This window comes from Streptococcus catagoni, from assembly GCF_011421425.1.
Lineage (GTDB): Bacteria > Bacillota > Bacilli > Lactobacillales > Streptococcaceae > Streptococcus > Streptococcus catagoni.
The window spans coordinates 136,356-158,782 of sequence record NZ_WPCW01000004.1 but is presented as its reverse complement, the minus strand read 5'-3'; the positions used below and the strand labels follow the sequence as shown (position 1 = coordinate 158,782).

Genomic DNA, 22,427 nt, shown 5'->3' with positions numbered 1-22,427 from the left:
TTATCCATTGGTTCGTTTAACATTATAAATATCTGGAACAGCCTTGATTTTTTCCACGACTGTTGTTAAATGAGAAAGATTAGGGATACCAAAACTCACGTGAATATTGGCAAATTTCATATCCTTAGTTGGCTGGGCATTGACACTTGAAATGCTTTTTGTTGAATTTGATAGGATTTGTAAAACATCATTAAGGAGACCCGTCCGGTTTAAGCCATAGATATCAATTTCTGCCTGATAGTCTTTGACAGACGTCTCCATATCCCATTCTACATCAATCAGGCGCTGCTCATAGCCTTCTTGACTTTTAATATTGTTACAATCTGCGCGATGAATGGCAATCCCTCGTCCTTTTGTAATGTAGCCTTCAATAGGATCACCAGGGACTGGATTACAACATTTGGCAATACGCATGAGAAGACCCGTCGCTCCTTGGATAATAACCCCATTTTCACTACGAACTTTCAGAACGTCACGATTTTCGTGCTTGACTTCGCCGCCATTAACCAGCTCTTCTGCTTCTGCTTTGGCCTTGGCCCGTTCTTCTTCACGCCGTTCTTTTTCTGTTAGTTTATTAAAAACTGAAATGGGACTGATATCTCCAAAACCGACAGCAGCATAGAGTGATTCAACACTTTTGACGCTAACTCTTGGTAGGATTTCTTCCATTCGTTTGCGGTCCAAGTATTTGTTGGCAACATAGCCTTGCTCCTGAAAATAATTGACCAGAAGTTCACGACCCTTGTTAACAGACAATTCCTTATCTTGATTTTTAAAGAATTGACGGATCTTATTACGTGCCTTGTTTGTTTTAACAATCTTTATCCAATCACGACTTGGTCCAAATGAATTGGGATTGGTAACAATTTCAACAACATCACCTGTTTTTAACTTGGCTGTCAGAGGAACCATCTTACCATTGACCTTAGCACCAGTTGCTTTTTCACCGACCTGAGTATGAATAGCATAAGCAAAGTCAATGGGACCTGATTCTTTTGGCAACTCTTGGACTGCTCCGGTTGGCGTGAAAACGTAGATGCGCTCTGAGAAGATTTCTTCCTTAACAGCATCCACAAAATCCCTGGCATCGCCATTTGAAGCATCTTGCAACTCGACAAGTTCATTGATCCAGTTCATGCCGACTTTTTGCTCAATCTGATTAACCTTTCCTCTGATCCCCTTTTTATAGGCCCAGTGAGCTGCCACACCATATTCTGCAACCTGGTGCATTTCCTTGGTTCTAATTTGTATTTCAATAGGACCTTTAGGACCATAAACAGTTGTATGGATAGACTGATAACCATTAGCCTTAGGAGCCGCAATATAATCCTTAAAACGCCCTGGCATTGGACGCCACAGCTCATGAATGTAGCCCACCATGGCATAAACATCACTTTGAGTTTCCATGACACAACGAATAGCAATGAGGTCAAAAATCTGGTCAAAGCGTTTCTTTTTATCACGCATTTTCCGATAAATCGAGTAAATATGCTTTGGTCGACCATAAACATCCCCGTAGAGCCCCTGCTCATTGGTGTAGCTTACAATCTTTTCAACAATCTCATCCACCAGAGCTTCACGTTCCCGACGTTTTTCCCTCATCAAATGCGAAATACGATAGAACTCAGTTTCGTTTAAATAACGAAAGGCCAAGTCTTCCAGCTCCCATTTTATACGACTAATCCCCAAGCGATGTGCTAAAGGTGCGTAGATTTCCATGGTTTCGCGGGAGATTCGTTCTTGCTTATCTTTTCTCAGATGCTTTAAGGTGCGCATATTATGCAAACGGTCTGCTAACTTAACCAAGATAACCCGAATATCCTTTGACATAGCCATCAACATCTTCCGGTGGTTCTCAGCAAGTTGTTCCTCGTGGGACTTATATTCTACCTTACCTAGTTTGGTCACACCATCTACGATGTCACGCACATCTGTTCCAAAATCAGTTTCAATATTATCAAGGGTAATGTCTGTATCTTCGACAACATCATGTAAAAAGCCACAAGCTACTGTGACAGCGTCTAAATGTAGATCGGCAAGTATGCCGGCAACCTGAATAGGATGAATAATATAGGGCTCGCCTGATTTTCTAGCCTGATAAAAATGAGCTGCTGTTGCATAGTTTAGAGCAAATTTGACAAGTGCAATATCAGATTCACTCATGTATTTTGCCGCAATTGCAACAACCTCATTTCCTGTTAAATTGATTTCTTTTGCCATCCTCATCCTCATTAAAAATTCTTTTCCCTATTTTAACACTTTAAAAGCAAAAGAAAAAGTACAAGTCTCTGATTAACAGTCTCTGACAGACCAGTGATAAAACTTTTAAAAATCTCCCTTTGCTTTTTTTCTAAATAACTGGATATTTTTCGTCTTCATGTCATAAAATGTTCGTTATTTATATTGATTCAAGTCCTTTCTTCGGGTATACTAATAATCCACCTTATTTTTTACAAAATTTTAGGAGATTTATAATGAAAAGACACTCTATTTCTAAAAGTGCCATTTTTTTGAGCCTTTTACTAGCTACCGGCGCTACTCATATGGTCAGAGCAGAAGCTCCCTCAAATGAAGGAACTAGCGACCTATTAAGTAATGACCCAGCAGCAAATGCAGTTGCTTCAGCTTCAGATAGCACAAGTACAGCAGCAAGCACTAGTAATCAAGACTCTTCCACTCCCTTAGCCCAAGATGATACAGGCTTAAAGGCCGTAACTCCAAATAGCCAAGGAGCAGCTGCTTCTCAAGCTTCTGTTTCTGATGCTAGCTTAGCGACCAATGCGACTGCCAAAACCAAGGCTCCAGTAGAAGGAGACAATCTTTCTGTTCAAATCGTCTCAACCACTGATTTACACTCAAATCTGGTCAACTATGATTACTATCAAGACAAGGATTCCCAAACAATCGGTTTGGCAAAAACCGCCGTTCTTATTGACCAGGCCAAAGTAGAAAATCCAAATACTGTTTTGGTAGACAATGGAGATATCCTCCAAGGAACTCCCCTAGGAACCTACACCGCACTGATCAAGCCTGTAGGAGCTACTGAAACTCACCCTATGTATGCGGCCCTTAAAAAGCTGGGTTACGATGCTTCAACCCTTGGTAACCACGAATTTAACTATGGACTAGACTACCTTAAACAAGTTATTAGTACAGCCGGCTTGCCAATTGTCAATGCCAATGTTATGGATGCCAAAAGCGTCCTCCCCCTTTTTAAAACCTACGAAATTCTTACAAAAACCTTTACAGATAAAAATGGCAAAGCTCTTAGCCTCAGGATCGGTATAACTGGTATTGTCCCACCCCAAATTATGACTTGGGATAAGGCCAACCTTGAAGGTAAGGTCACCGTTAAAGACTCTGTAGAAGCAGTGTCAGAAATCATTCCTCAAATGCGCCAAGCTGGGGCAGATATCGTACTTGTCTTAGCTCATACTGGTATTGGAGATCCAGTCTATGTTAAGGGCGAAGAAAACGTCGGTTATCAAATTGCCAGCCTTGCAGGAGTTGACGCTGTTGTTACAGGCCATTCCCATGCTGAATTTCCTTCAGGAACAGGTAAAGGCAGCTATGAATCTTATCAAGGTGTTGATGGTGTTGCTGGACTCATTCATGGCACACCTGTAACCATGGCTGGTAAATATGGGGATCATATAGGTCTGATTAACCTCAACCTCACTTATACAAATGGATCTTGGCAAGTTAACAAAGACTTGAACCATGCCGAAATTCGAAAGATAGATACCAAATCTAATCTGGCAGATCCTGATATCATCGCCCTAGCCAAAGAAACCCATCAAGCCACCATTGATTATGTCAGAAAAGAAGTTGGACGAACTACTGCCCCAATCACCAGCTACTTTGCTCTGGTCAAGGATGATCCTTCCATCCAAATTGTCAACAATGCTCAAAGATGGTATGCAGCTCAGCAGCTTGCTGGTACTCCTGAAGCTAAGCTTCCCCTGCTCTCAGCAGCAGCGCCATTTAAAGCAGGTACACACAATGATCCAACGGCTTACACAGATATTCCAGCTGGACCTATAGCCATTAAAAACGTCGCAGACCTTTATTTATATGATAATGTCACCGCAGTGGTCAAGGTTACAGGCGCTGATTTAAAAGAATGGTTAGAAATGGCTGCAGGTCAGTTTAATACCATTGATCCTAAAGTCAAGAGACCTCAAAATTTGGTTAATACAGATTATCGAACCTATAATTTTGATGTTATTGATGGCATTAGCTATGAGTTTGATGTCACACAGGCCAACAGGTACGATAACAATGGCAAATTGATTAACCCGCATTCTAGCAGGGTAGTTAACCTAAGATACCAAGGCAAAGCCATTAAAGCAGATCAAGAGTTTATGGTTGTCACTAATAACTACCGAGCTAGTGGAACTTTCCCTGGTGTGCGAAATGCCAGCCTCAACCGTCTCCTTAATCTAGAAAACCGCCAGGCAATCATTAATTATATTGTCTCTGAAAAAACAATTAACCCAAGTGTCGATAATAATTGGTATTTCTCTGACAGCATCAAGGAACTTGATCTTCATTTCCTAAGTGCAGATAAGGCTAAGGACTTAATAGCCCAGTCGTCAGATATTACTTACCTGGGCCCATCAACTACAGAAGGCTTTGGAGAATTTGTCTTTACCTATGCTCCTTCTGAAGCTTCTATTGTGACTGCTGCTACCAATGGCACAGCCCAAAACACCAATAGTCTAAGAGCAGAACAAAGACAAGAGATCCATCAACTAGCTGCCCGCATCTACCAAGAAACTAAGGCAGTAAGGGCTAAGCAAGAACAAGCTAGCTCTCAGGATAAGCTGCCTCATACCGCTGATAGAAATACTCACTCTTTCATCTTAATGGGACTTAGCCTTCTAGGACTAGCAGCCCTATTCCAAAGAAAAAATAACTAAAAAAAGAAACCGAGAAAAACTCGGTTTTTTTAGATTGTAGACAAATGACTTTTTGGGCAATGAGTATTGCATTTTACAAACTCAAATGTTACACTTACCGCAAAAATAGTTTACTGTACTTAAAAAATTACTTGTTTGCTAGGAGGGCCCAGTCCTAAGCAGGCTAGAAATAAAAGTGGAACAGGAGATCTAAAAAGAAAAACCACTGCTAATCTAAAATGATAAGTAAGTTTCTCTTAATAAGCAAGGACAGGAGGTTTCAACCGCGGCCAAAGTGCTGTTGTAGGAATTAAAGCTTAAATATGAATAATGACTTTGTTAGAACAGAAAATCAAGCACGTGACATAGCTGAAACATTTTGTGAAGAACAATTAATGAACAAAAATAGCGCACGTATACAGCAATTGATTTATCCTTTGGATAATGATCATTTGAGTAGTGAATTATATATCTATTCTCTATCTCCCATAGGCTTTATTATTGTGTCAGGTGATACTAGAGCTCATACTATTTTAGGATACTCTTTTGATAATGCACTGGACATCAAGAAACGAAATGTATGGAATATGATAGAAACTTACAAAAATCAAATCAAACATATTGATTAATAAGTGCTTTAGCGACTATCATTGGTGAAGCCTCATCCTTTAAATGCTTCTTAAAAAGCAAGGGCAGAGCACTTTTCTCGTCTTGTTCATCACTATATATTGTGCTAAAATGTAAATTGACTAACAAGATATAGTACAAGGAGATCATATGTCTGATTTAACTATCCTTTTTATTAGCCTGAGCGGCAATACCCTCAGCTTTGTTAAACGCCTATCCCAATACCTAGAAACACATGAACAGATTAAAACCAAAGCAATCAATATTAAGGACTTACAACACCAAACCTTTCCCATCGAAGATGATTTCGTAGCTATCTTACCCACTTATTTAGAAGGTGGTAATGGCCTCAATAATGGTGATGTTGAAATTTTAACCAATCCACTTGGTGACTTTATCGCTAGTCACGATAATTACAAGCATTGTTTTGGCATTGTCGGTTCTGGTAATAAAAATTTCAATAATCAATACTGTCTAACCGCAAAACAATATGCCAAACGTTTCGGATTCCCAATGATTGGAGATTTTGAAATGCGAGGTACCCTTAGTGATATCCAGACTTTAGCTAAAATTATCTTGGATACAAAAGCCAAATTTCAAGAAAAAAGCAGAACTCCCTAGGCCAGATTTTTCTGGTCTTTTACTGTTTTTAAGGCTTGTAAATGGTATAATAGTTGAGTTGACAATCCATTACATGTTTAGGAGTTACTATGAAAACAACTGTTGACTACATCACGAAATTAACAAGCATCCCTTCTCCAACTGGCTTTACAAAGACTATCATGGATTATGTGGCTGAAGAATTATCTTCTTTTGGTTATCAACCTAAAAGAACAACCAAAGGTGGACTCATGGTCACTGTTAAAGGTGAAAACGATGACAAACACCGTCTGGTAACAGCACATCTAGATACTCTTGGTGCCATGGTACGTGCCATCAAACCTGATGGACGTTTAAAGATGGATTTGGTTGGGGGCTTTGTCTACAATGCCATTGAAGGTGAAAACTGTACCGTACACCTTGCTAAAAATGGTGAGGAGATTTCAGGAACGATCCTTATGCACCAAACCTCAGTTCATGTATATAAGGATGCTGGGAGTGCTGAACGCAATCAGACCAACATGGAAGTTCGTTTAGATGAAAAAGTATCTAGCGCCGAAGAAACACGAGCTCTTGGGATTGAGATTGGGGACTTTATTTCTTTTGATCCTCGGGTCTTAGTGACCAAATCAGGCTTTATCAAATCTCGTCACCTAGATGACAAGGTTTCTGCAGCCATCCTAATGAAACTTTTAAAAACTTACCAAGAAGAGAAGGTCAGTCTGCCATATACGACTCATTTTTATTTCTCAGCCTTTGAAGAAGTTGGCCATGGCGCAAACTCAAGCCTGCCTAAAGAAACTGTTGAATACCTTGCCGTTGACATGGGAGCCATGGGAGATGACCAAGCAACAGATGAATATACCGTTTCAATCTGTGTCAAAGATGCCTCAGGACCTTACCACTATGAACTCCGCCAACAAATGGTCTCACTTTGCCAAGAACATCAAATTCCTTATAGACTAGATATCTATCCTTATTATGGGTCTGATGCTTCTGCTGCTATGCGCTCTGGTGCTGAAGTTCGACATGCCCTACTAGGAGCTGGCATTGAATCCAGCCACTCCTATGAAAGAACCCATACAGATTCCGTAGAAGCAACAGAAAAACTGGTAGATATCTACCTTAAGAGCCAAATGATTGACTAAACTGTGAAAAAGAACAATAAAACCACACTCATTATCATTCGCGGTAACGCTGCCAGTGGGAAAAGTAGCCTCGCCACAGCCCTACAAAAAGAACTCGGTGAAAAGACTCTACTACTATCTCAAGATTATCTTCGACGAAACATGTTGGCTGCCAATGATGGCTTTGACACACCAACCATCCCACTTCTAATCTCACTCTTAGAGTATGGAAGTAAAAACTGTGATCATATCATTTTGGAAGGCATACTCAAAAAAGACTGGTACCAACCTCTCTGGGACTATCTTGAACAAAAAGAAGGTCTTCAGATCCAAGCCTATTATTATGATCTCCCTTTTGAGGTCACACTTGAGAGGCATACAGGTCGTCCTAAAGCTAATGACTTTGGAGTAGAAGCCTTACAACGATGGTGGAATGAAAAAGATTATCTCAACCTCTTTAATGAAAAATATTTTACTGCGGACATCCCTATCAAGCAAGCCTTAGACATTATTCTAAAGAATATCTATCAACAATAAAAGTCAATTACCTTTCATAACAAAGAACACCTCATATAGCAAAATGCTATATGAGGTGTTCTTTTATAAGTCAAAATCAGCTTTAATTTTATCCAACACCTGATTGAGCAAATTCTTATTGATCTGGTATTTATTTTCTTGTTCATTAGCAGTAAATTGTAAGATCTGAGCATTGATAAGCTTTTGGGTATGAAAGGAAACTGCAGCCCCAGTAATAGCTAATTCCTGCGCAATAACTTTACTTTTCATATGTGGTTTTAATACTTGCAGGAGAATACGGTATCTTGTGGTATCACTCAGTAATTTTAAAACCATAGAAAAATCTTCATGATCAAGTTCTCTCTTATCCGTCAGCAATTTTTCAACCTGACAACTTACTATTATAGCTAGTTGAGCATCTTCTCTAGGCTCTAGTGAAATAAGGGATAGTCTGGTCAGCCAGGGGCTAAGGATAAATAAGCTGATTTCCTTCTTATCTTCTAACATGGACTTAAGATTTAGAAATGGAGTCTCCTTAGCTAAGGTATCTAAATTAAAGGATTTAGCATAGTGCCTTCTTTCAAGCAAGCCTTTTTCTAAGTAGGGCTGATAAATTTTTACAAGTTGTCTAGATAGGTGGATCAGCTCCTTCATACTATTTTGGGGCTTACGATAGAATTGGCTGTAGTACCACTTTCTATCTTCTTTCAAGGTACTGTCATCAAGTAAGTCCCAAAAATCTTTTTCAAAATCGCTATCTTCAGTCATCAAAAGAAATGCCAAACACTCCCGTATCTCAGAATCAGAAAACTTTAAGGCATAGTTATGGACTTCTTCGACAGTTTGACAAGAGCGACCTGTCCTTTCTAGGTAGAAATAGACAGAATGTAAAAGGCTACAGCCAACCCCCATTAAATAATAAGACTGAATCTGATCTTTAAAGGGGATCAAGAGATCTTTTATTTCTCTTAACATTGCAAAGCTATCTTTTAATATTTCCTTTTCTTTGCGCGTGAAATCCCATATCTCTTCTTCATCTGCAAAAACAAATAAGGGCAGAAATAATTGTTCCACAATGGAACTAGCTTCTTCTGAATAGGTATAATGCATGTCTATCATCTTTCCTAACTAATTTTGATGGCTACCACTCTAGTATTAATAATAGTGTACCCCAACAAGACTAGAGAAAGCAAGAATAAAAGTGCAGACAGATTTTTGGCACTAAAGTAGATCAGTAGGAGTGAGATGATTAGCCGACTAAAGATCATCCCCAGGGTAAAGAGGCTTGTCAGTCCTCCTTGTATTGTTGCCAGTTGATTTTCAGGTACGGTATTAGCAATCAATGCTTCAATTTTAGGATTAAAGTAACCAATAAGAACGGTCAATCCAAAGGTCATTAAGAGCACCAGATAAATTATTTGCAGCCATAAGGCCAATAATAAAAGACTTAAAAACAAGGCAGAAAAAAGCAAGAGAGAGACCACTGAAATACTATGTTTATTTTTTGAAACAAGAATACTACCTAAGCAAATCCCAAGCATGCCAACAATGGCTATGATGGCCAAAGTAGCTGCAGGCGTCCCTAAACTAAAGGACTTATTTTCCCTTATAGTTAATATAATAAGGGTGTCTTCTACAGTGAGAATAGCATTGAGGCCAACAATAGTCAGAATGGACCTTTTTAAATCAGACAACTTCTCCAAAGCCTTAAAAGCTACTGTCATTTCAGTAACCAAGACATTCTTAAAGCCCTGACATTGAGACTTTTGCTCTATCTTTATGGGATTCACTTCTAATTTTCTCTGAAGCTGAGAGCGTAGAACTAAGATAATAAAAGCACTTGCCAAAAAGGTTCCTGAATTCAAAAAGGCGAGTTGACTATAAGCTCATCATGGTAATGAGTAAAGCACCGCTACTTTGAAATAGGAGTTGAAAAACAGAAAAACCAGCCTGGCGGAAAGCAAACATAGCTTCGCGCTCGCTAGCAGCCACTAATCTTAGACTGACTGGTGTAAACAAGGCATTTTCAAATTGACCAGACAGATCTGATAAAATATTAACCGTTACCGCTGCCAAGACAATCCAAAGGGCAGGCTTAAAACCCATCATAATACCCACAATAGAGTACAGGGCTAGCCTGAAAAATAAGGTTGCAAGAATAGCATCAACTTTCTTTTTGACCCGGTCTGCCCATATCCCCATCAGCAGTGCCGTCAGCAGGGGGATGGTTTCAGAAACGCTCACCAGTGCAATGGCAAACTTTGCTTCTGGCAAAAGAAGAACATAGTTCATTAAAGCCAAATAATACACAACATCACCAAAATTGGAAAGAAGATCCGAGAAAAAAGTTGCCATAAACAAGTGATTCTTCACCATCGTTTTCATAAATATCCCCTTAATATAAATCAAATAACCATTTAATAAATATTATACAAGGATTTTATTTAAAGCCAACACTTAATTTTTTTAAAATAAAAGCAAGCGTATATTTAACCGCTTGCTTTATCTATTTAATTCAAAAACATAACTGATAGCACTGAGGGCGTAGAGGGGCGCTGTCTCCGTTCGCATAATGCGCGGTCCTAAGCCAACCTTCAGTGCCCCAGCCTTTTCATAGCTTTCAATTTCTTGAGGCGAGATGCCACCTTCTGGGCCAAAAACAAAGAGAATCTTCATGCCTTTTTTGACTTTTGTTAAAGCTTGCGCCAAAGCAGCTTGTTCACCACTTTTAGCAGACTCTTCATAGGCTACAAAAATAGCATCAAATTCAGAGAGCCGAGCTAAAAAATCTGTCTTCTTTTCAAAAAGTCTAATTTCTGGTATAAGATTACGTTTGCTTTGTTCTGCAGCTCCTAGAGCTATCTTAGCTAACTTATCTGCTTTTTTAGCTAGTTTTTTACCATCCCATTTAACAACAGACCAATCAGCAGGATAGGCCCAAAGGGCGCAGGCTCCCAGTTCTGTTACCTTCTGGGTAATCACATCCAATTTATCCCCCTTTGGAAAACCAGAAACAATGGTTACTTCAAGAGGGAGTTCAACATCCTCTGACAAGTCTTCAAGAACTTCTAAGAGATGCTTCTGACTATCTTTAACCTTTGCTAGTCTCTTTTTCTTATCTTCAAAGACTAGGACAAGCTGATCACCTTCTGTCAGACGCATAACCTGAAACATATGCTTTAGGGTATCTTTATCAGTCACTTCTATTTCCTGTGAAGCCTTGCCCTTTACAAAATACTGTTGCATTAGCCTCCAATCACTCCTTGCCTATTATCAGTTTTTTTGAAAAGACAGGCATTCCATTCCCCTTGAATCATATGGGTTTCAAGGAAAAATCCTGCTTTTTCTGCAGATTCACGCACTATATCCCATTTTTCAGAGATAATACCAGACATAATCAAATAGCCTTCATCCTTTAGTAAGTTGTAGGCATCATCTGTTAGATGGATGAGGATATCAGCTAGGATATTTGCGACAATGACATCAGCTTTGATCTCTACCCCTCTTAAGAGGTCACCAGTAGCCAGCTTGATGTTATCAGTACCTTCATTCAAGTCAACGTTTTCCTGAGCCACGCGCACCGCAACTTCATCCAAATCATAGGCATAGATCTCTTTTGCTCCTAAAAGAGAGCTAGCAATAGAAAGGACACCCGATCCTGTTCCAACATCAAGGACAGTTTCTCCTCCGCGAAGGACTTGTTCCAAGGCAAACAGGCTCATTTTAGTGGTTGGGTGTGTGCCCGTTCCAAAGGCCATGCCTGGGTCAAGCTTAATGACCTTCTCTTCTGGTTTTGCTTCATAATCTGTCCAAGAAGGTACAATGGTCAGATCATGGGTAATACGAGCTGGTTGGTAATATTTCTTCCAGTTATCAGCCCAGTCTTCTTCTACTAATTCTTGACTTCTGATACCTAGTGGTCCTGTTTTTAAACCAGAGTCTTTTAAGTGCTCTAATTGCTCTGCTATTTGTTTTTGCAGTTCCTTGACTTCCATTGTATCTGGGAAATAAGCTCTTACAGTGATCATTTCTGACTGTTCCACCTCTGGAAATATTTCTCCAAAAAGTCCTACAGGTCCTAAATAGTCTGCACTATCATCAATAGCCACACCCTGACTACCCGTTTCAATTAGGATATTTGAAACCGCCTCTTCGGCCTCACGATGGACGGTCACAGTTAATTCTTGCCATGTGTTCATAATATTTTTCCTCTATCAATATCTAGGATAAGCGAAGAACTCTTTTTCTTCCAGTCCTTCTTGGCCTTCTTCAAAGACTTCTTGGTTCCACTCTAAGGCAAAGTCAATTTTGCTGTCATCTTCTAGGAAGTCCATCAAGTCAGATAGCCCTTCTGTTGCTACATCATTTAAATAGTGAGCAAAGTAAGCTAGAAACTCACGTGACAATCCTTTTTTAGGTTCATAAGGAATAGCAACTAAATAGTCTTCCTTGTTAAAGGTGCTTTTAGCAGGATTGTAAAAGATCACATAGTCTTCAAAGACAATATCTTCTTTTGTGACTTCCCCTTGGTCGTCAATGGTTTCCACCGCAGCCCCATTTTGTGCTTCCAGAATAAAGGTCACTTCCACGGCATGGTTTTTCTTATCCCAATCCATAGCATAATCATAATGAAAATGCTTATCCATTTCCTCTTCTAAAACTGTTAAAAAACCATATTTAGCCATTGTTTTATTACCTATTTTTCTTTATATTTTTAACTATTGTAGCATAATTCAGCAGTATTTTCAGGTTCCCCCTTTTAGGAGATAAATAGCAATATCTTCTCAATAAATTTCATATACTCTATACTTATAATATCAATTAGTTTAAGAATTCTGCTATAATCACTGTTCTAAAGGAGGAGTTTATGGACTATACTTGGTTGTTCATATTGGGTTTATATGGAATTTTGGTTACGAGTTTGCTAACTAATTCAAACAAAGATAAAAAAATAAAGAAAATGCAAAAACAATTAGATGAACTCTGCCGTTTAACTGGTCATGAAGAAATAGTGTCGCTCAATCTTTCTGAGAACGAAGAAGCTTTACTATTAAGTCTGAAAAATGAAGGGAAAAATATTGAAGCCATTAAAAAAATAAGAGAATTAACAGGAGCTGACCTAACAAAAGCAAAAGAATATATTGATAACTTGTAATCTTATGATTTATTTCAAATATAAACGTAAACTTCTCTTAAAAAGAAGAATTTTTGTACAAAATTAAATAGATAAAATTCTCTCATCTTCCTCAATTCCCTTGCTTAATTAAGTTGCTAATAGTATTATTATTGTAAAATAAGGAGAAAGAAACCATGAGTAAGTGTAAGTCATTAAACCAAGTCCGTTTTTGTAAACTAATGCAAATTATATTAATTTTAATTGGCTCCTATTTCATTGCTTTCTATAATCCTCCGTTTCTTTTTCTCTTTGTATTTTTGGCCTATTTTGCAATAGAATGGTTTGTTCCAAATGTATATAAAGGTCGAAAAGATGCCCATCAAAAAAATGTTTTCTTAAATAGTGTCACCCCCTTTCAAGAAAATAAGATTATGACAACAATTGAGATAATCTTCATTTCTAGTGTATTTATCTTGAAGTTAGTCCTTTTTTAACTTTTATTTTATTATTTATTTAGCACCACAAAACGCCTAGGTATGGTCTAAGTTAACTGTTTTCCTCTAATCGTGGAATTTTTCCTATTGACTTCTGCAACTTATTCTGTTAGAGTGAAGACTGTAATTAAGTTTTTTGAGTCAAAGTATCAGTTTATCTTTTGTTTTCCCTCTTAATAAGTTTTTTACAAATAAAAAAAAGAGGTATCTATTACATGGCTCAAGGAACAGTAAAATGGTTTAACGCAGAAAAAGGCTTCGGCTTTATCACACAAGAAAACGGTTCAGACGTTTTCGCTCACTTCTCTGAAATTCAATCAAATGGTTTTAAATCATTAGATGAAAATCAAAAAGTAGAATTTGATGTTACTGATGGTCAACGCGGCCCTCAAGCATCTAATATCATAAAATTATCATAAGATTTTATTAACCATAACTTATAAGTTATGGTTTTTTAGTAGTCTCAGGCTTTTTGACAGCAGTTGTCAAAAAGTCTTTTTTCTCAACTTTTATTTTGGAAAACGTTTCACTTGAAATTTATGGCGATAAGATTACAATAAAAGTATTGATTTTAAGGAGATTAGAAATGACTATCAAAAAACACCTTGCTCTGAAGTCCCGTCCTATCCTAGTAGCCACTATATTACTAGGCAGTGCTTTCTTCTTGCCTCAGACTACCCAGGCTAATCAAGTTGAGCCCAAGTCCAATGCTACTGTAGCCCCCATTGTTCAAGAAACTTCTCCAAGTAAGCAGGGATCACTGACTGATAAGCCATCTGATAGTCAGCTAATTCTTACAAGTCCAAATAACAGCCCTAGAGAAGCCAGTCTAACAAAGGCAAGTGACGCTACTAGTCCTAGCAAAGAAAATCTCTCAAGCCCAAAGCCAGCTAATATTGTCAGTCTTAATTCTTCCCAAGTTCAAGCAAAGACCCAAATTAGTATTGAGGATTTTCGTAAAGCCAGCGCCTCTCAACAGGCTCAATGGGTTCGCAGCCAACAGATTACTGGTGATCAACTGCTGACTTATGCCTTGGAGACAATTAAAGCCACTAATCCTGATCTTAACAATGTCATTAGCCTTAGAGAAGCTGCTGCACGCCAAGAAAGTGCAGCTATGACTGATACTGGTCAACCCTTTTATAAAGTTCCTATTTTGGTTAAAGGTCTGGGTCATACCATTGCAGGTGGGCAAAATACTAGCGGTCTATCTTTTATGGCAGGGCAGACCAGCAAGGGAACAAGTAGCTTTGTTAAAGCTCTTCAGAGTGCTGGTTTTGTCGTTATCGGCCAATCTGCTTTTCCTGAAATGGGATGGATAAATGTTACCAATTCTGACTTATATGGTAATAGTCACAATCCTTGGAATATTAATAATAACCCTGGTGGCTCTTCTGGAGGTTCTGCTGCTGCGGTCGCTTCTGGTCAGGTTGCTCTAGCTAGTGCCTCTGATGGTGGTGGTTCAACACGGATTCCTGCTTCATGGACAGGGCTGATCGGCTTACATCCAACGCGTGGAATTTTAGAAGCTAATAGCTCTGCTAGCACAAATAATGTCAGCCATTTTGCCCTAACAAAAACCATGGAAGATACGCAAAAACTCTTTGAATTTCTCTTAAAAGATCAAGCTAAGGCCAGTCAAACCAGTCAACACCTGTCTAAAGATATGCCTATTGCTTACAGTACCAAAACACCGGCTGGAACCCCTATTAGTGACGAAGCCATAAGGGCAGTCAAGGAGGCCGTCGCATTTTTAAATAAGGAAGGCTTTAAAACAGTTGAGGTCAATTATCCAGTAGATGGTAAAAAAATGATGGAAGCCTACTATACCATTGCTGCCAAAGGGGCACTGACTATTGATTTTCTGGCCACTCAAAAGCTGGGCCGCCACTTGCAAAAAGAAGATGTTGAACCGCTCTCTTGGGCCCTTTATCAAACAGGGAAAGACCTAACAAAGGCAGACCTTGATGCTGCTTGGGCGCAGGTGGGACAAATGACTGAAGACTTAAACAACTTCTATAAAAAGTATCCTATTTTCCTAAGTCCAACCACAGCTTACTCTGCCCCAAGTGCTGATTACCATCATATCCCAGAAAACCTAAAACCAATTCTGGCAGATATGTCTTCTTATTCAAAAGAAGAAAAATTGAATCTCATTTACCAGCAATGGCTGCCAGCTTGGACCTTAACTCCCTTTACACAGTTAGCCAATTTGACTGGAACTCCGTCCTTGTCTCTACCAACTCACCTGACTAAGGATGGTCTACCTTTAGGGATTTTGTTTAATAGCGCAGCTAATCAGGACAGACTTCTTTTAGAATTAGGTAAACTTTTCGAAGATAAACAGCTTTTTCAAACATTCTGGTCTCATCAGGTAGTCCAAACTCCAAAAGAATTGACAGATGCTAAAATCAGTGACCATCTGATCAGCCCTGCTATGATCCAAGTCTCACCAAGTCAAAAAATTCAGACCTTAGCAGCCACTCGAACCTCTACCCCTTCTACCAGTAAGAAAAAACCTTTGGAAGCTACTGCTTTCTTTTTACCAAGCACTGGTCAAAAAGAAAGTTCTCTCCAGCTAGCTGGGATCAGCCTATTCTTAGGCTCTATCGCACTTGGAAGCCTTGCAAGTAAAGAAAAGAAAAACTAAGCAAAAGCTCTTAAGCCTGGGCCTTTCTAGATCCTGGTTGAGAGCTTTTTTAAGCCTAAAAATGGCCCTTCTCAAGAAGGAATTTATGTTATAATTGGGGCATGCATAGAAAAACAATTATTGATTTTAAAGATCTGGGTTGCCGCTACCAGTTTGTCAATCCAATGAAAGAAATGATTGCCCAACGATTAGAAGACGTGGGACAAGTGATTGCTGAAGTAGAACATTATCAAAAACTAGGCTATTATGTCGTTGGTTACTTGAGTTACGAAGCCGCTCGTTTTTTTGATTCCAAGCTGGCCACACATCCTCAAGTGCTAGGACAAGAATATTTTGCCTACTTTACTGTTCATGACAGCTGCCAAGAAGAAGCTATCCCCACAGATTATCAAGCTGTTGATTTGGGAAGCCATTGGCAGAGCTCTACTTGTCAAGAAACTTACCAAAAAGCTATCCAAACCATTCATCATGAGATGAGACAGGGCAACACCTACCAAGTCAACTACACCATTCAACTGACTCAGGAGCTCAACCAGGCAGACAGCTTAGCCATTTACAACCAATTGGTTGTCGAACAAGGAGCTGGCTACAATGCCTATGTTGCCCATGATCAAACGGCTATCATTTCAGCTAGCCCGGAATTATTTTTTGAGCAAAAAGGGGAGGAATTGATAACACGTCCCATGAAAGGAACGACCAAGCGTGGTGTCAATAGCCTTGAAGATAAAAAAGAAAAGAAATGGTTAGCCCAGGATCCTAAAAATCGCTCTGAAAATATGATGATCGTTGATCTCCTACGCAATGACATGGGAAAAATCTGCAAGACAGGCAGTATCAGTGTTACTAAATTATGTGATGTGGAACAATATTCAACTGTCTGGCAGATGACTTCTACCATTAAGGGGCAATTAAAGGAGAATAGTTCCTTATCAGATATTCTCCAAGCACTTTTTCCTTGTGGTTCTATCACAGGTGCTCCCAAGCAGGCCACTATGGCTATCATTAACCGCTTAGAACCTAAGCCTCGCGGTGTTTATTGTGGTAGTCTAGGTATTTGCTTGCCTAATGGTCATAAGATTTTTAATGTTGGGATAAGAACTATCCAGCTCTTTGGTCATCAAGCCATCTACGGAGCTGGCGGTGGTATTACCTGGGACAGTAATTGGCAAAGTGAATATGAGGAAGTTCATCAAAAAACAGCCGTCCTTTATCGTAAACGGCTACCCTTTACTCTTAAAACAAGAGCTCTTGTTCAAAACAATAAGCTGAGCTTTTTAGAAGAACATATCAAACGTCTTAAGGACAGTGCTTCTTATTTTGCCTACCCTTTTGATGAAGAAAAGTTACGTCTGCTTATTGCCCAGCACGTCAAAAAACTTGACTGTCAGACTTACAATTTGGGCATTGAACTCAATCGGCAGGGGGACTTCTCACTGGATATTAAACCCTTGAGTGACTTATCAGAAAGCTTTTTACAGGCTGACTTATGCTTACAAAAATTAGACCTGGCTCAACTTCCCTTTGCTCATTTCAAAACCAGTCACAGACCCCATCTCAGCACAAGTGATCATGAGCACATCTATCACACAGCTGAAGGCTTTCTGCTAGAGACCTCCATTGCTAACCTCATTTTAGAAATAGATGGACAACTTTACACCCCACCTCTATCTCTTGGCATTTTAGCAGGTATCTTCCGCCAATCTCTCATTGACAGCGGGGATCTGATTGAAAAGAGACTGACTGTTGAAGATTTGCAAAAAGCAGAGCATATTTATGGGGCAAATAGCGTCCGTGGACTTTTTGAACTGACACTTAGCTCTAAAGCCTTGACCAGAAAGGAAGAATCAGATGATACTATTAATTGATAACTACGATTCTTTCACTTACAATTTAGCACAATACCTGTCTGAAAAAGCACAAGTTCAGGTTCTTAAAAACGACGATCCCAAGCTGTTTCATCTGGCTGAGAAAGCACAGGCACTGGTCTTCTCACCCGGACCCGGTTGGCCGGAGGATGCAGGGCAAATGCCCGCTATGATCAAACAATTTGCTGGACAAAAGCCCATTTTAGGTGTCTGCCTGGGTCACCAAGCCATTGCCCAAAACTTTGGCGGTCAATTATGTTTAGCTAGTGAGGTCATGCATGGCAAACAAAGCCGCATATCAGTTACAGCTCCCTGCCCACTTTTTGAAGGGTTACCGACTTCCTTAACTGTAATGCGTTACCATTCTATTATTGTTGATAGCTTGCCAGATGACTTTATCGTGACAGCTCGAGATGATAAGAACGGCGATATTATGGCCTTCCGTCACAAAGATTATCCCCTTTATGGCATGCAATTTCATCCAGAAAGTATTGGAAGTCCACAAGGAATGGCAATGATTGAACACTTTGTCGACCTTATCCCTAAGCACCTATAAGTCAAATTTTTCATCAAAGGAGGTGACAGCTATGTCCGACAATTTAGCCTTGCGCATGCGCCCCAGAACAATTTCAGAAGTCATTGGTCAAAAACACCTGGTTGGCGAGGGAAAAATTATTCGCCGTATGGTGGATGCCAATATGTTGTCATCCATGATTCTTTTTGGCCCTCCGGGAATTGGTAAAACCTCCATAGCCAGTGCTATTGCTGGCACAAGCAAATATGCCTTTCGCACCTTTAATGCCACTGTAGATACTAAAAAAAGGCTTCAAGAAATAGCTGAGGAAGCCAAGTTCTCCGGTGGACTGGTTCTTCTACTGGATGAAATCCACCGATTAGACAAAACTAAACAGGACTTCCTGCTGCCGCTCTTAGAAAATGGCAAGATTATTATGATTGGTGCCACTACTGAGAATCCTTTCTTTTCAGTCACTCCAGCCATCAGAAGCCGTGTTCAAATTTTTGAGCTGCAACCCCTTTCAAATGACCATATCAAAGAGGCTATCAGCTCTGCTATTTCCGACAAAGAAAGGGGCTATGACTTTGAGATTACTCTTGATGAGGAGGCTCTTGATTTTATTGCCACCGCGACAAATGGGGATCTGCGTTCAGCCTATAATTCCCTTGATTTAGCTGTCATGTCAACTAGGCCAGAAAAAGACGGTAGTCGGCATATTAGTCTGGACACCCTGGAAAATAGTTTGCAGCGTAGCTATATTACCATGGATAAAAATGGGGACGGTCACTATGATGTCTTGTCTGCTCTGCAAAAATCGATTCGGGGTTCTGATGTCAATGCCAGCCTACATTATGCTGCAAGATTAGTTGAGGCTGGAGACCTGCCTTCTTTAGCACGCCGCTTGACAGTCATTGCTTATGAGGATATCGGCTTGGCCAATCCTGATGCTCAGATCCACACCGTCACGGCCCTTGATGCCGCTCAGAAAATTGGCTTTCCTGAAGCTCGGATTATAATTGCTAATATTGTTATTGATTTAGCCCTTTCACCAAAATCCAACTCTGCTTATTTAGCAATGGATGCAGCACTCAGTGACTTACGGAAGTCAGGCAATCTGCCTATTCCTAAGCATCTACGTGATGGCCATTATTCCGGCAGTAAAGAATTAGGCAATGCCCAAAATTACCTTTATCCCCACGCTTATCCTGAGAAATGGGTTAAGCAGCAATATTTGCCAGATAAATTGCGCCATAAGAATTATTTTGAAGCCAATGAAACGGGCAAGTATGAGCGGGCGCTGGGAACAAATAAAGAGCGAATTGACAAGCTTTCTCACTAAAAAACATAAAAATTAGCAACCGTTTACAAAAAAACCTCTCTATGCCTTGAAAAAATTTCAAAAAATGGTATCATATATATAAAGAAAAAATTGCTGTGGCATACGAGTTCACATCTAAGTGTTGACCGACTATTTCTTTGTATTTTCGGGAAACAAAGTTCCACTCTAGTCTGCAAGCCGTATCACGCGGAAGCAACTTCCAAGAGAGGGCGCGTTACCCACCTGCTTATATTGTGCGGGATCAATACAAATCGTGAACCACCGGTGCCAATACAGCATTCTTGCCTCCTTAGCTCAGTTGGTAGAGCAGTAGACTCTTAATCTATGGGTCACAGGTTCGAGCCCTGTAGGGGGCATAGTGCAAAAATGAAAAAAAAGCCTTATTTATAGGGCTTTTTTGCTTATCTAAAGAGGATTTGTCCCATCATTTGTCCCCGAAATTATTTATTATATTTTTTGATGTCAAATTGAAAATCTGAAATTTTCTGACGTTCAATTACTTCAAAATTTTCTTTTTGAAAATCTTTACGAATAGTAATTGAGTTTAGACAATCAAAGCCTAACTCTCTATATAATTTCATTGCTCTCAAATTTCTTGAAGCTACTTCTAAATACAAAGAGTCCGAGTATTGTTTTACTTTATCTTCTAATATATTGATGACTTGTGTTCCTAGTCCTCTATTTTGAAATTGCTCATCTATATACAAATCTTCTAACCAATTAATTTTAGCACCTCTATTTCCTAATCTTGCGAAACCAATATAGTGGTTTTGAAATTTTACTAGATAGAAAAGATTACCCTCACTTTGCCAATCCTTGAAGTCTTCCTTACTCTCTTTATCAGTTTGAATATAGTTGCTATGTATCTTCCAAAAGCTCTTTATCAGTTCATAAGCACAATCAATAATATCTTGATTAGATTGAAGATTCACTTCAATTAGTTCAAGTGACATGTGAGTACCTCTCTTTATTATATGATGATTTCTATATTTTTCTTTCCACTTTCATTAAACTCGATTTTAACGATCCACGGAAACTCATGTTTGTATTTATCAAACATCTCAAACTTAAAGTCTTCTTGATAATAATTTATTATTGTTGATAAAGCTGTTCCATGTGTTCCTATTACAACTGTTTCATTTCTTGAAGTTGCTAAAATAGAATTTAATGCTTCAATATTTCTTTCTTGAACTTCTTTTAGACTTTCACCATTTGGCAACTTATAATTAAAGTCTTCCCATTGTTTTCGTGCCACTTCATTGAAATTATCAATCCATCCATCAGAGAGTTTTCGCTCTCTTAATTCATCAATTGTTGTAATTTGTTTATTCTTACTATCTGCTAGAGGCTTGATAGTATCTATTGATCGTCTATAAGGGCTTGAGTAAAATTTATCAATTACAATGGATGAAAATTGATTAACTAATTCTTTACTTGAATTTATCCCTACTTCAGTTAATTCTCTTAATACATCATCATGATTTTTATAATTAGGTTCAGCATGACGTATAAAATAAAGTGTAGTTGTCATATTATCCCTTTACGCAATAATGTTAGTTGAAATCTTGATATGAATTTGTCAAAACATTATTCATAAATTTCATTGCTGATTGGTATTCTCCTTGATTCAGATTAAGTTTCCTATTTATAGAAATATATTTCGCCATTTGATTTGTTTCATCCAACATAAATCGTAAATTTGCCTCAATGTCTTTTAAAGATTTATTTGATAAAATTTTCAATAGTTGATCTTTATCTGTAATATATTGTAAGATATCCTTATCGAGCTTTCCAAAAGATAATGAATCTAGCTCTTTTTCTATTAATATTTTTTGTTTTAGAAGTTTGATAAAGGCATTTTTAATAGGATTAGATATCATAAACTCTGAATAAATAATATCATTTCTTGCTATCCCTTTAACTACATAAGTACTAACCCAATATATTTCATTTAGAATTTTGTTGATTTCATCTTCTGACAATTGCTTTGTTTCGTACAGTGAACTTCTTTCAAAATTATAATCAAGATATTTATTCTTTTTATCTAAAAGTACTTTTGAAAAAGCATCATCTAAATGATCCTCCAAAAATTCTGGTTTAATGAGCCTTAAATCAATCCTCGTCATATCCTGAAACTGCATTAAGTAAGCAAAACAATTGTATTCCGTCTTATTTCTAACCTCATCTGGTTTTTGTATTATAAGAATATCACCGAATTTTTTATGATAATCAGTGTCAGAAATAATATCTTCTATAAAACTAGTAACAAATACAATATCATAATCTTGAAAATCATCTTTCGGTACCTTTGGGTTTGCCCGAGAGCCATTCAATAGTACAGCTTCGATTCTCTTATCTCGATTTGCTATGTTTAAAACCAAATTATATATTTCTTGCTCATCTCTCATAATGACTACTTCCTACTTCACTTTATATTACCATATTTTTTCTAATATCTTTATACTATCCTTGTATTTTTCTACAAGTATGTAGTCACAAACTTAAATTAGCATGGAAATACCTTTATGCCCACCAAAGATTCAATTTTTTATATTTTTGAACATCAGATTACGATTCAAAGATTTTTAAAAAAACTAATATCATAATTTTCCATACTTTGAAGAACTTTGGTTTCATCTTGTAGAGGACATCCATACTATACATAAAAAAACCTT

At 38.5% G+C, this 22,427-nt stretch carries 21 protein-coding genes, 1 tRNA gene and 1 other RNA gene; 13 read left to right on the top strand and 10 right to left on the bottom strand.

Annotation, left to right across the window (positions count from 1 at the left end):
• Positions 1 to 2,220 (bottom strand): RelA/SpoT family protein, encoded by a 2,220-nt coding sequence (locus tag HBN42_RS08260; RefSeq protein WP_165994574.1) that lies wholly within the window; start codon positions 2,218 to 2,220, stop codon positions 1 to 3.
• Between the two features lie 254 nt (positions 2,221 to 2,474).
• On the opposite strand from HBN42_RS08260, the gene HBN42_RS08255 reads away from it, so the two are divergent.
• The 5 genes from HBN42_RS08255 (at position 2,475) to HBN42_RS08235 (ending at position 7,792) form a co-directional block, all read left to right on the top strand.
• Positions 2,475 to 4,922, top strand: coding sequence for a bifunctional 2',3'-cyclic-nucleotide 2'-phosphodiesterase/3'-nucleotidase (locus HBN42_RS08255; protein ID WP_165994573.1), 2,448 nt, complete (start codon positions 2,475 to 2,477; stop codon positions 4,920 to 4,922).
• A 302-nt stretch (positions 4,923 to 5,224) separates the two neighbouring features.
• Positions 5,225 to 5,530, top strand: a complete 306-nt coding sequence (locus HBN42_RS08250; RefSeq protein ID WP_165994572.1) for a Spi family protease inhibitor — start codon at positions 5,225 to 5,227, stop codon at positions 5,528 to 5,530.
• A gap of 148 nt (positions 5,531 to 5,678) precedes the next feature.
• Complete coding sequence (gene nrdI, locus HBN42_RS08245; protein WP_165994571.1) at positions 5,679 to 6,149, top strand: class Ib ribonucleoside-diphosphate reductase assembly flavoprotein NrdI; 471 nt, start codon at positions 5,679 to 5,681, stop codon at positions 6,147 to 6,149.
• A gap of 89 nt (positions 6,150 to 6,238) precedes the next feature.
• A complete protein-coding gene (locus tag HBN42_RS08240; protein ID WP_165994570.1) occupies positions 6,239 to 7,276 on the top strand; it encodes a M42 family metallopeptidase in 1,038 nt (345 codons plus the stop codon).
• Positions 7,277 to 7,279: 3 nt separating this feature from the next.
• Positions 7,280 to 7,792, top strand: coding sequence for an AAA family ATPase (locus tag HBN42_RS08235; RefSeq protein ID WP_165994569.1), 513 nt, complete (start codon positions 7,280 to 7,282; stop codon positions 7,790 to 7,792).
• A gap of 63 nt (positions 7,793 to 7,855) precedes the next feature.
• On the opposite strand, the gene HBN42_RS08230 is transcribed toward HBN42_RS08235, so the two are convergent.
• The 6 genes from HBN42_RS08230 to HBN42_RS08210 form a co-directional block, all read right to left on the bottom strand.
• Positions 7,856 to 8,881, bottom strand: coding sequence for an ArsR/SmtB family transcription factor (locus tag HBN42_RS08230; protein WP_165994630.1), 1,026 nt, complete (start codon positions 8,879 to 8,881; stop codon positions 7,856 to 7,858).
• A gap of 14 nt (positions 8,882 to 8,895) precedes the next feature.
• Positions 8,896 to 9,618, bottom strand: coding sequence for a hypothetical protein (locus tag HBN42_RS10165; protein WP_235925349.1), 723 nt, complete (start codon positions 9,616 to 9,618; stop codon positions 8,896 to 8,898).
• Between the two features lie 31 nt (positions 9,619 to 9,649).
• Positions 9,650 to 10,156, bottom strand: a complete 507-nt coding sequence (locus HBN42_RS10160; protein ID WP_235925350.1) for an MFS transporter — start codon at positions 10,154 to 10,156, stop codon at positions 9,650 to 9,652.
• 117 nt (positions 10,157 to 10,273) lie between these two features.
• Positions 10,274 to 11,017, bottom strand: a complete 744-nt coding sequence (locus HBN42_RS08220; protein ID WP_165994568.1) for a 16S rRNA (uracil(1498)-N(3))-methyltransferase — start codon at positions 11,015 to 11,017, stop codon at positions 10,274 to 10,276.
• A complete protein-coding gene (gene prmA, locus HBN42_RS08215; protein ID WP_165994567.1) occupies positions 11,017 to 11,970 on the bottom strand; it encodes a 50S ribosomal protein L11 methyltransferase in 954 nt (317 codons plus the stop codon). The genes HBN42_RS08220 and prmA overlap by 1 nt, the downstream gene beginning before the upstream one ends.
• Positions 11,971 to 11,985: 15 nt before the next feature.
• On the bottom strand, positions 11,986 to 12,456 hold the full coding sequence (locus tag HBN42_RS08210) for a DUF3013 family protein (RefSeq protein WP_165994566.1): 471 nt from the start codon (positions 12,454 to 12,456) through the stop codon (positions 11,986 to 11,988).
• Positions 12,457 to 12,638: 182 nt separating this feature from the next.
• Between HBN42_RS08210 and HBN42_RS08205 the strand changes: the two genes are divergently transcribed.
• The 8 genes from HBN42_RS08205 to HBN42_RS08170 all read left to right on the top strand — a co-directional run bounded on the left by HBN42_RS08205 (position 12,639) and on the right by HBN42_RS08170 (position 20,108).
• A complete protein-coding gene (locus HBN42_RS08205) occupies positions 12,639 to 12,926 on the top strand; it encodes a 50S ribosomal protein L7/L12 (RefSeq protein WP_165994565.1) in 288 nt (95 codons plus the stop codon).
• A gap of 670 nt (positions 12,927 to 13,596) precedes the next feature.
• On the top strand, positions 13,597 to 13,800 hold the full coding sequence (locus HBN42_RS08200; RefSeq protein WP_165994564.1) for a cold-shock protein: 204 nt from the start codon (positions 13,597 to 13,599) through the stop codon (positions 13,798 to 13,800).
• Positions 13,801 to 13,967: 167 nt separating this feature from the next.
• A complete protein-coding gene (locus tag HBN42_RS08195) occupies positions 13,968 to 16,031 on the top strand; it encodes an amidase family protein (protein ID WP_165994563.1) in 2,064 nt (687 codons plus the stop codon).
• 101 nt (positions 16,032 to 16,132) lie between these two features.
• On the top strand, positions 16,133 to 17,896 hold the full coding sequence (pabB, locus tag HBN42_RS08190) for an aminodeoxychorismate synthase component I (protein WP_165994562.1): 1,764 nt from the start codon (positions 16,133 to 16,135) through the stop codon (positions 17,894 to 17,896).
• Complete coding sequence (locus tag HBN42_RS08185) at positions 17,880 to 18,452, top strand: aminodeoxychorismate/anthranilate synthase component II (protein ID WP_165994561.1); 573 nt, start codon at positions 17,880 to 17,882, stop codon at positions 18,450 to 18,452. The genes pabB and HBN42_RS08185 overlap by 17 nt, the downstream gene beginning before the upstream one ends.
• 31 nt (positions 18,453 to 18,483) lie before the next feature.
• The gene (locus HBN42_RS08180; protein ID WP_165994560.1) at positions 18,484 to 19,752 is read left to right on the top strand and encodes a replication-associated recombination protein A; all 1,269 of its coding nucleotides are present in this window, start codon (positions 18,484 to 18,486) and stop codon (positions 19,750 to 19,752) included.
• Positions 19,753 to 19,839: 87 nt separating this feature from the next.
• A non-coding RNA gene (gene ssrS, locus HBN42_RS08175) (6S RNA) lies at positions 19,840 to 20,035 on the top strand.
• A tRNA-Lys gene (locus HBN42_RS08170) sits at positions 20,036 to 20,108 on the top strand. It abuts the RNA gene before it with no gap.
• Between the two features lie 84 nt (positions 20,109 to 20,192).
• On the opposite strand, the gene HBN42_RS08165 is transcribed toward HBN42_RS08170, so the two are convergent.
• From HBN42_RS08165 to HBN42_RS08155, 3 genes are read right to left on the bottom strand one after another with little or no spacing between them, the layout of a single operon-like run.
• On the bottom strand, positions 20,193 to 20,705 hold the full coding sequence (locus tag HBN42_RS08165) for a GNAT family N-acetyltransferase (RefSeq protein ID WP_165994559.1): 513 nt from the start codon (positions 20,703 to 20,705) through the stop codon (positions 20,193 to 20,195).
• 17 nt (positions 20,706 to 20,722) lie between these two features.
• Positions 20,723 to 21,283 (bottom strand): histidine phosphatase family protein, encoded by a 561-nt coding sequence (locus tag HBN42_RS08160; protein WP_165994558.1) that lies wholly within the window; start codon positions 21,281 to 21,283, stop codon positions 20,723 to 20,725.
• Positions 21,284 to 21,305: 22 nt separating this feature from the next.
• Positions 21,306 to 22,160 (bottom strand): aminoglycoside 6-adenylyltransferase, encoded by an 855-nt coding sequence (locus HBN42_RS08155; protein WP_165994557.1) that lies wholly within the window; start codon positions 22,158 to 22,160, stop codon positions 21,306 to 21,308.
• Between the last annotated feature and the right edge of the window lie 267 nt (positions 22,161 to 22,427).

What these genes read in the sequence shown, in the direction of transcription:
- HBN42_RS08210 (WP_165994566.1), bottom strand. Translation starts at nt 12,456, where the DNA reads ATGGCTAAATATGGTTTTTTAACAGTTTTAGAAGAGGAAATGGATAAG.
- HBN42_RS08155 (WP_165994557.1), bottom strand. Translation starts at nt 22,160, where the DNA reads ATGAGAGATGAGCAAGAAATATATAATTTGGTTTTAAACATAGCAAAT.
- HBN42_RS10160 (WP_235925350.1), bottom strand. Translation starts at nt 10,156, where the DNA reads ATGAAAACGATGGTGAAGAATCACTTGTTTATGGCAACTTTTTTCTCG.
- HBN42_RS08220 (WP_165994568.1), bottom strand. Translation starts at nt 11,017, where the DNA reads ATGCAACAGTATTTTGTAAAGGGCAAGGCTTCACAGGAAATAGAAGTG.
- prmA (WP_165994567.1), bottom strand. Translation starts at nt 11,970, where the DNA reads ATGAACACATGGCAAGAATTAACTGTGACCGTCCATCGTGAGGCCGAA.
- HBN42_RS08255 (WP_165994573.1), top strand. Translation starts at nt 2,475, where the DNA reads ATGAAAAGACACTCTATTTCTAAAAGTGCCATTTTTTTGAGCCTTTTA.
- HBN42_RS08180 (WP_165994560.1), top strand. Translation starts at nt 18,484, where the DNA reads ATGTCCGACAATTTAGCCTTGCGCATGCGCCCCAGAACAATTTCAGAA.
- HBN42_RS08185 (WP_165994561.1), top strand. Translation starts at nt 17,880, where the DNA reads ATGATACTATTAATTGATAACTACGATTCTTTCACTTACAATTTAGCA.
- HBN42_RS08260 (WP_165994574.1), bottom strand. Translation starts at nt 2,220, where the DNA reads ATGGCAAAAGAAATCAATTTAACAGGAAATGAGGTTGTTGCAATTGCG.
- HBN42_RS08240 (WP_165994570.1), top strand. Translation starts at nt 6,239, where the DNA reads ATGAAAACAACTGTTGACTACATCACGAAATTAACAAGCATCCCTTCT.
- nrdI (WP_165994571.1), top strand. Translation starts at nt 5,679, where the DNA reads ATGTCTGATTTAACTATCCTTTTTATTAGCCTGAGCGGCAATACCCTC.
- HBN42_RS08195 (WP_165994563.1), top strand. Translation starts at nt 13,968, where the DNA reads ATGACTATCAAAAAACACCTTGCTCTGAAGTCCCGTCCTATCCTAGTA.
- pabB (WP_165994562.1), top strand. Translation starts at nt 16,133, where the DNA reads ATGCATAGAAAAACAATTATTGATTTTAAAGATCTGGGTTGCCGCTAC.
- HBN42_RS08165 (WP_165994559.1), bottom strand. Translation starts at nt 20,705, where the DNA reads ATGTCACTTGAACTAATTGAAGTGAATCTTCAATCTAATCAAGATATT.
- HBN42_RS08160 (WP_165994558.1), bottom strand. Translation starts at nt 21,283, where the DNA reads ATGACAACTACACTTTATTTTATACGTCATGCTGAACCTAATTATAAA.
- HBN42_RS08200 (WP_165994564.1), top strand. Translation starts at nt 13,597, where the DNA reads ATGGCTCAAGGAACAGTAAAATGGTTTAACGCAGAAAAAGGCTTCGGC.
- HBN42_RS08230 (WP_165994630.1), bottom strand. Translation starts at nt 8,881, where the DNA reads ATGCATTATACCTATTCAGAAGAAGCTAGTTCCATTGTGGAACAATTA.
- HBN42_RS08250 (WP_165994572.1), top strand. Translation starts at nt 5,225, where the DNA reads ATGAATAATGACTTTGTTAGAACAGAAAATCAAGCACGTGACATAGCT.
- HBN42_RS08205 (WP_165994565.1), top strand. Translation starts at nt 12,639, where the DNA reads ATGGACTATACTTGGTTGTTCATATTGGGTTTATATGGAATTTTGGTT.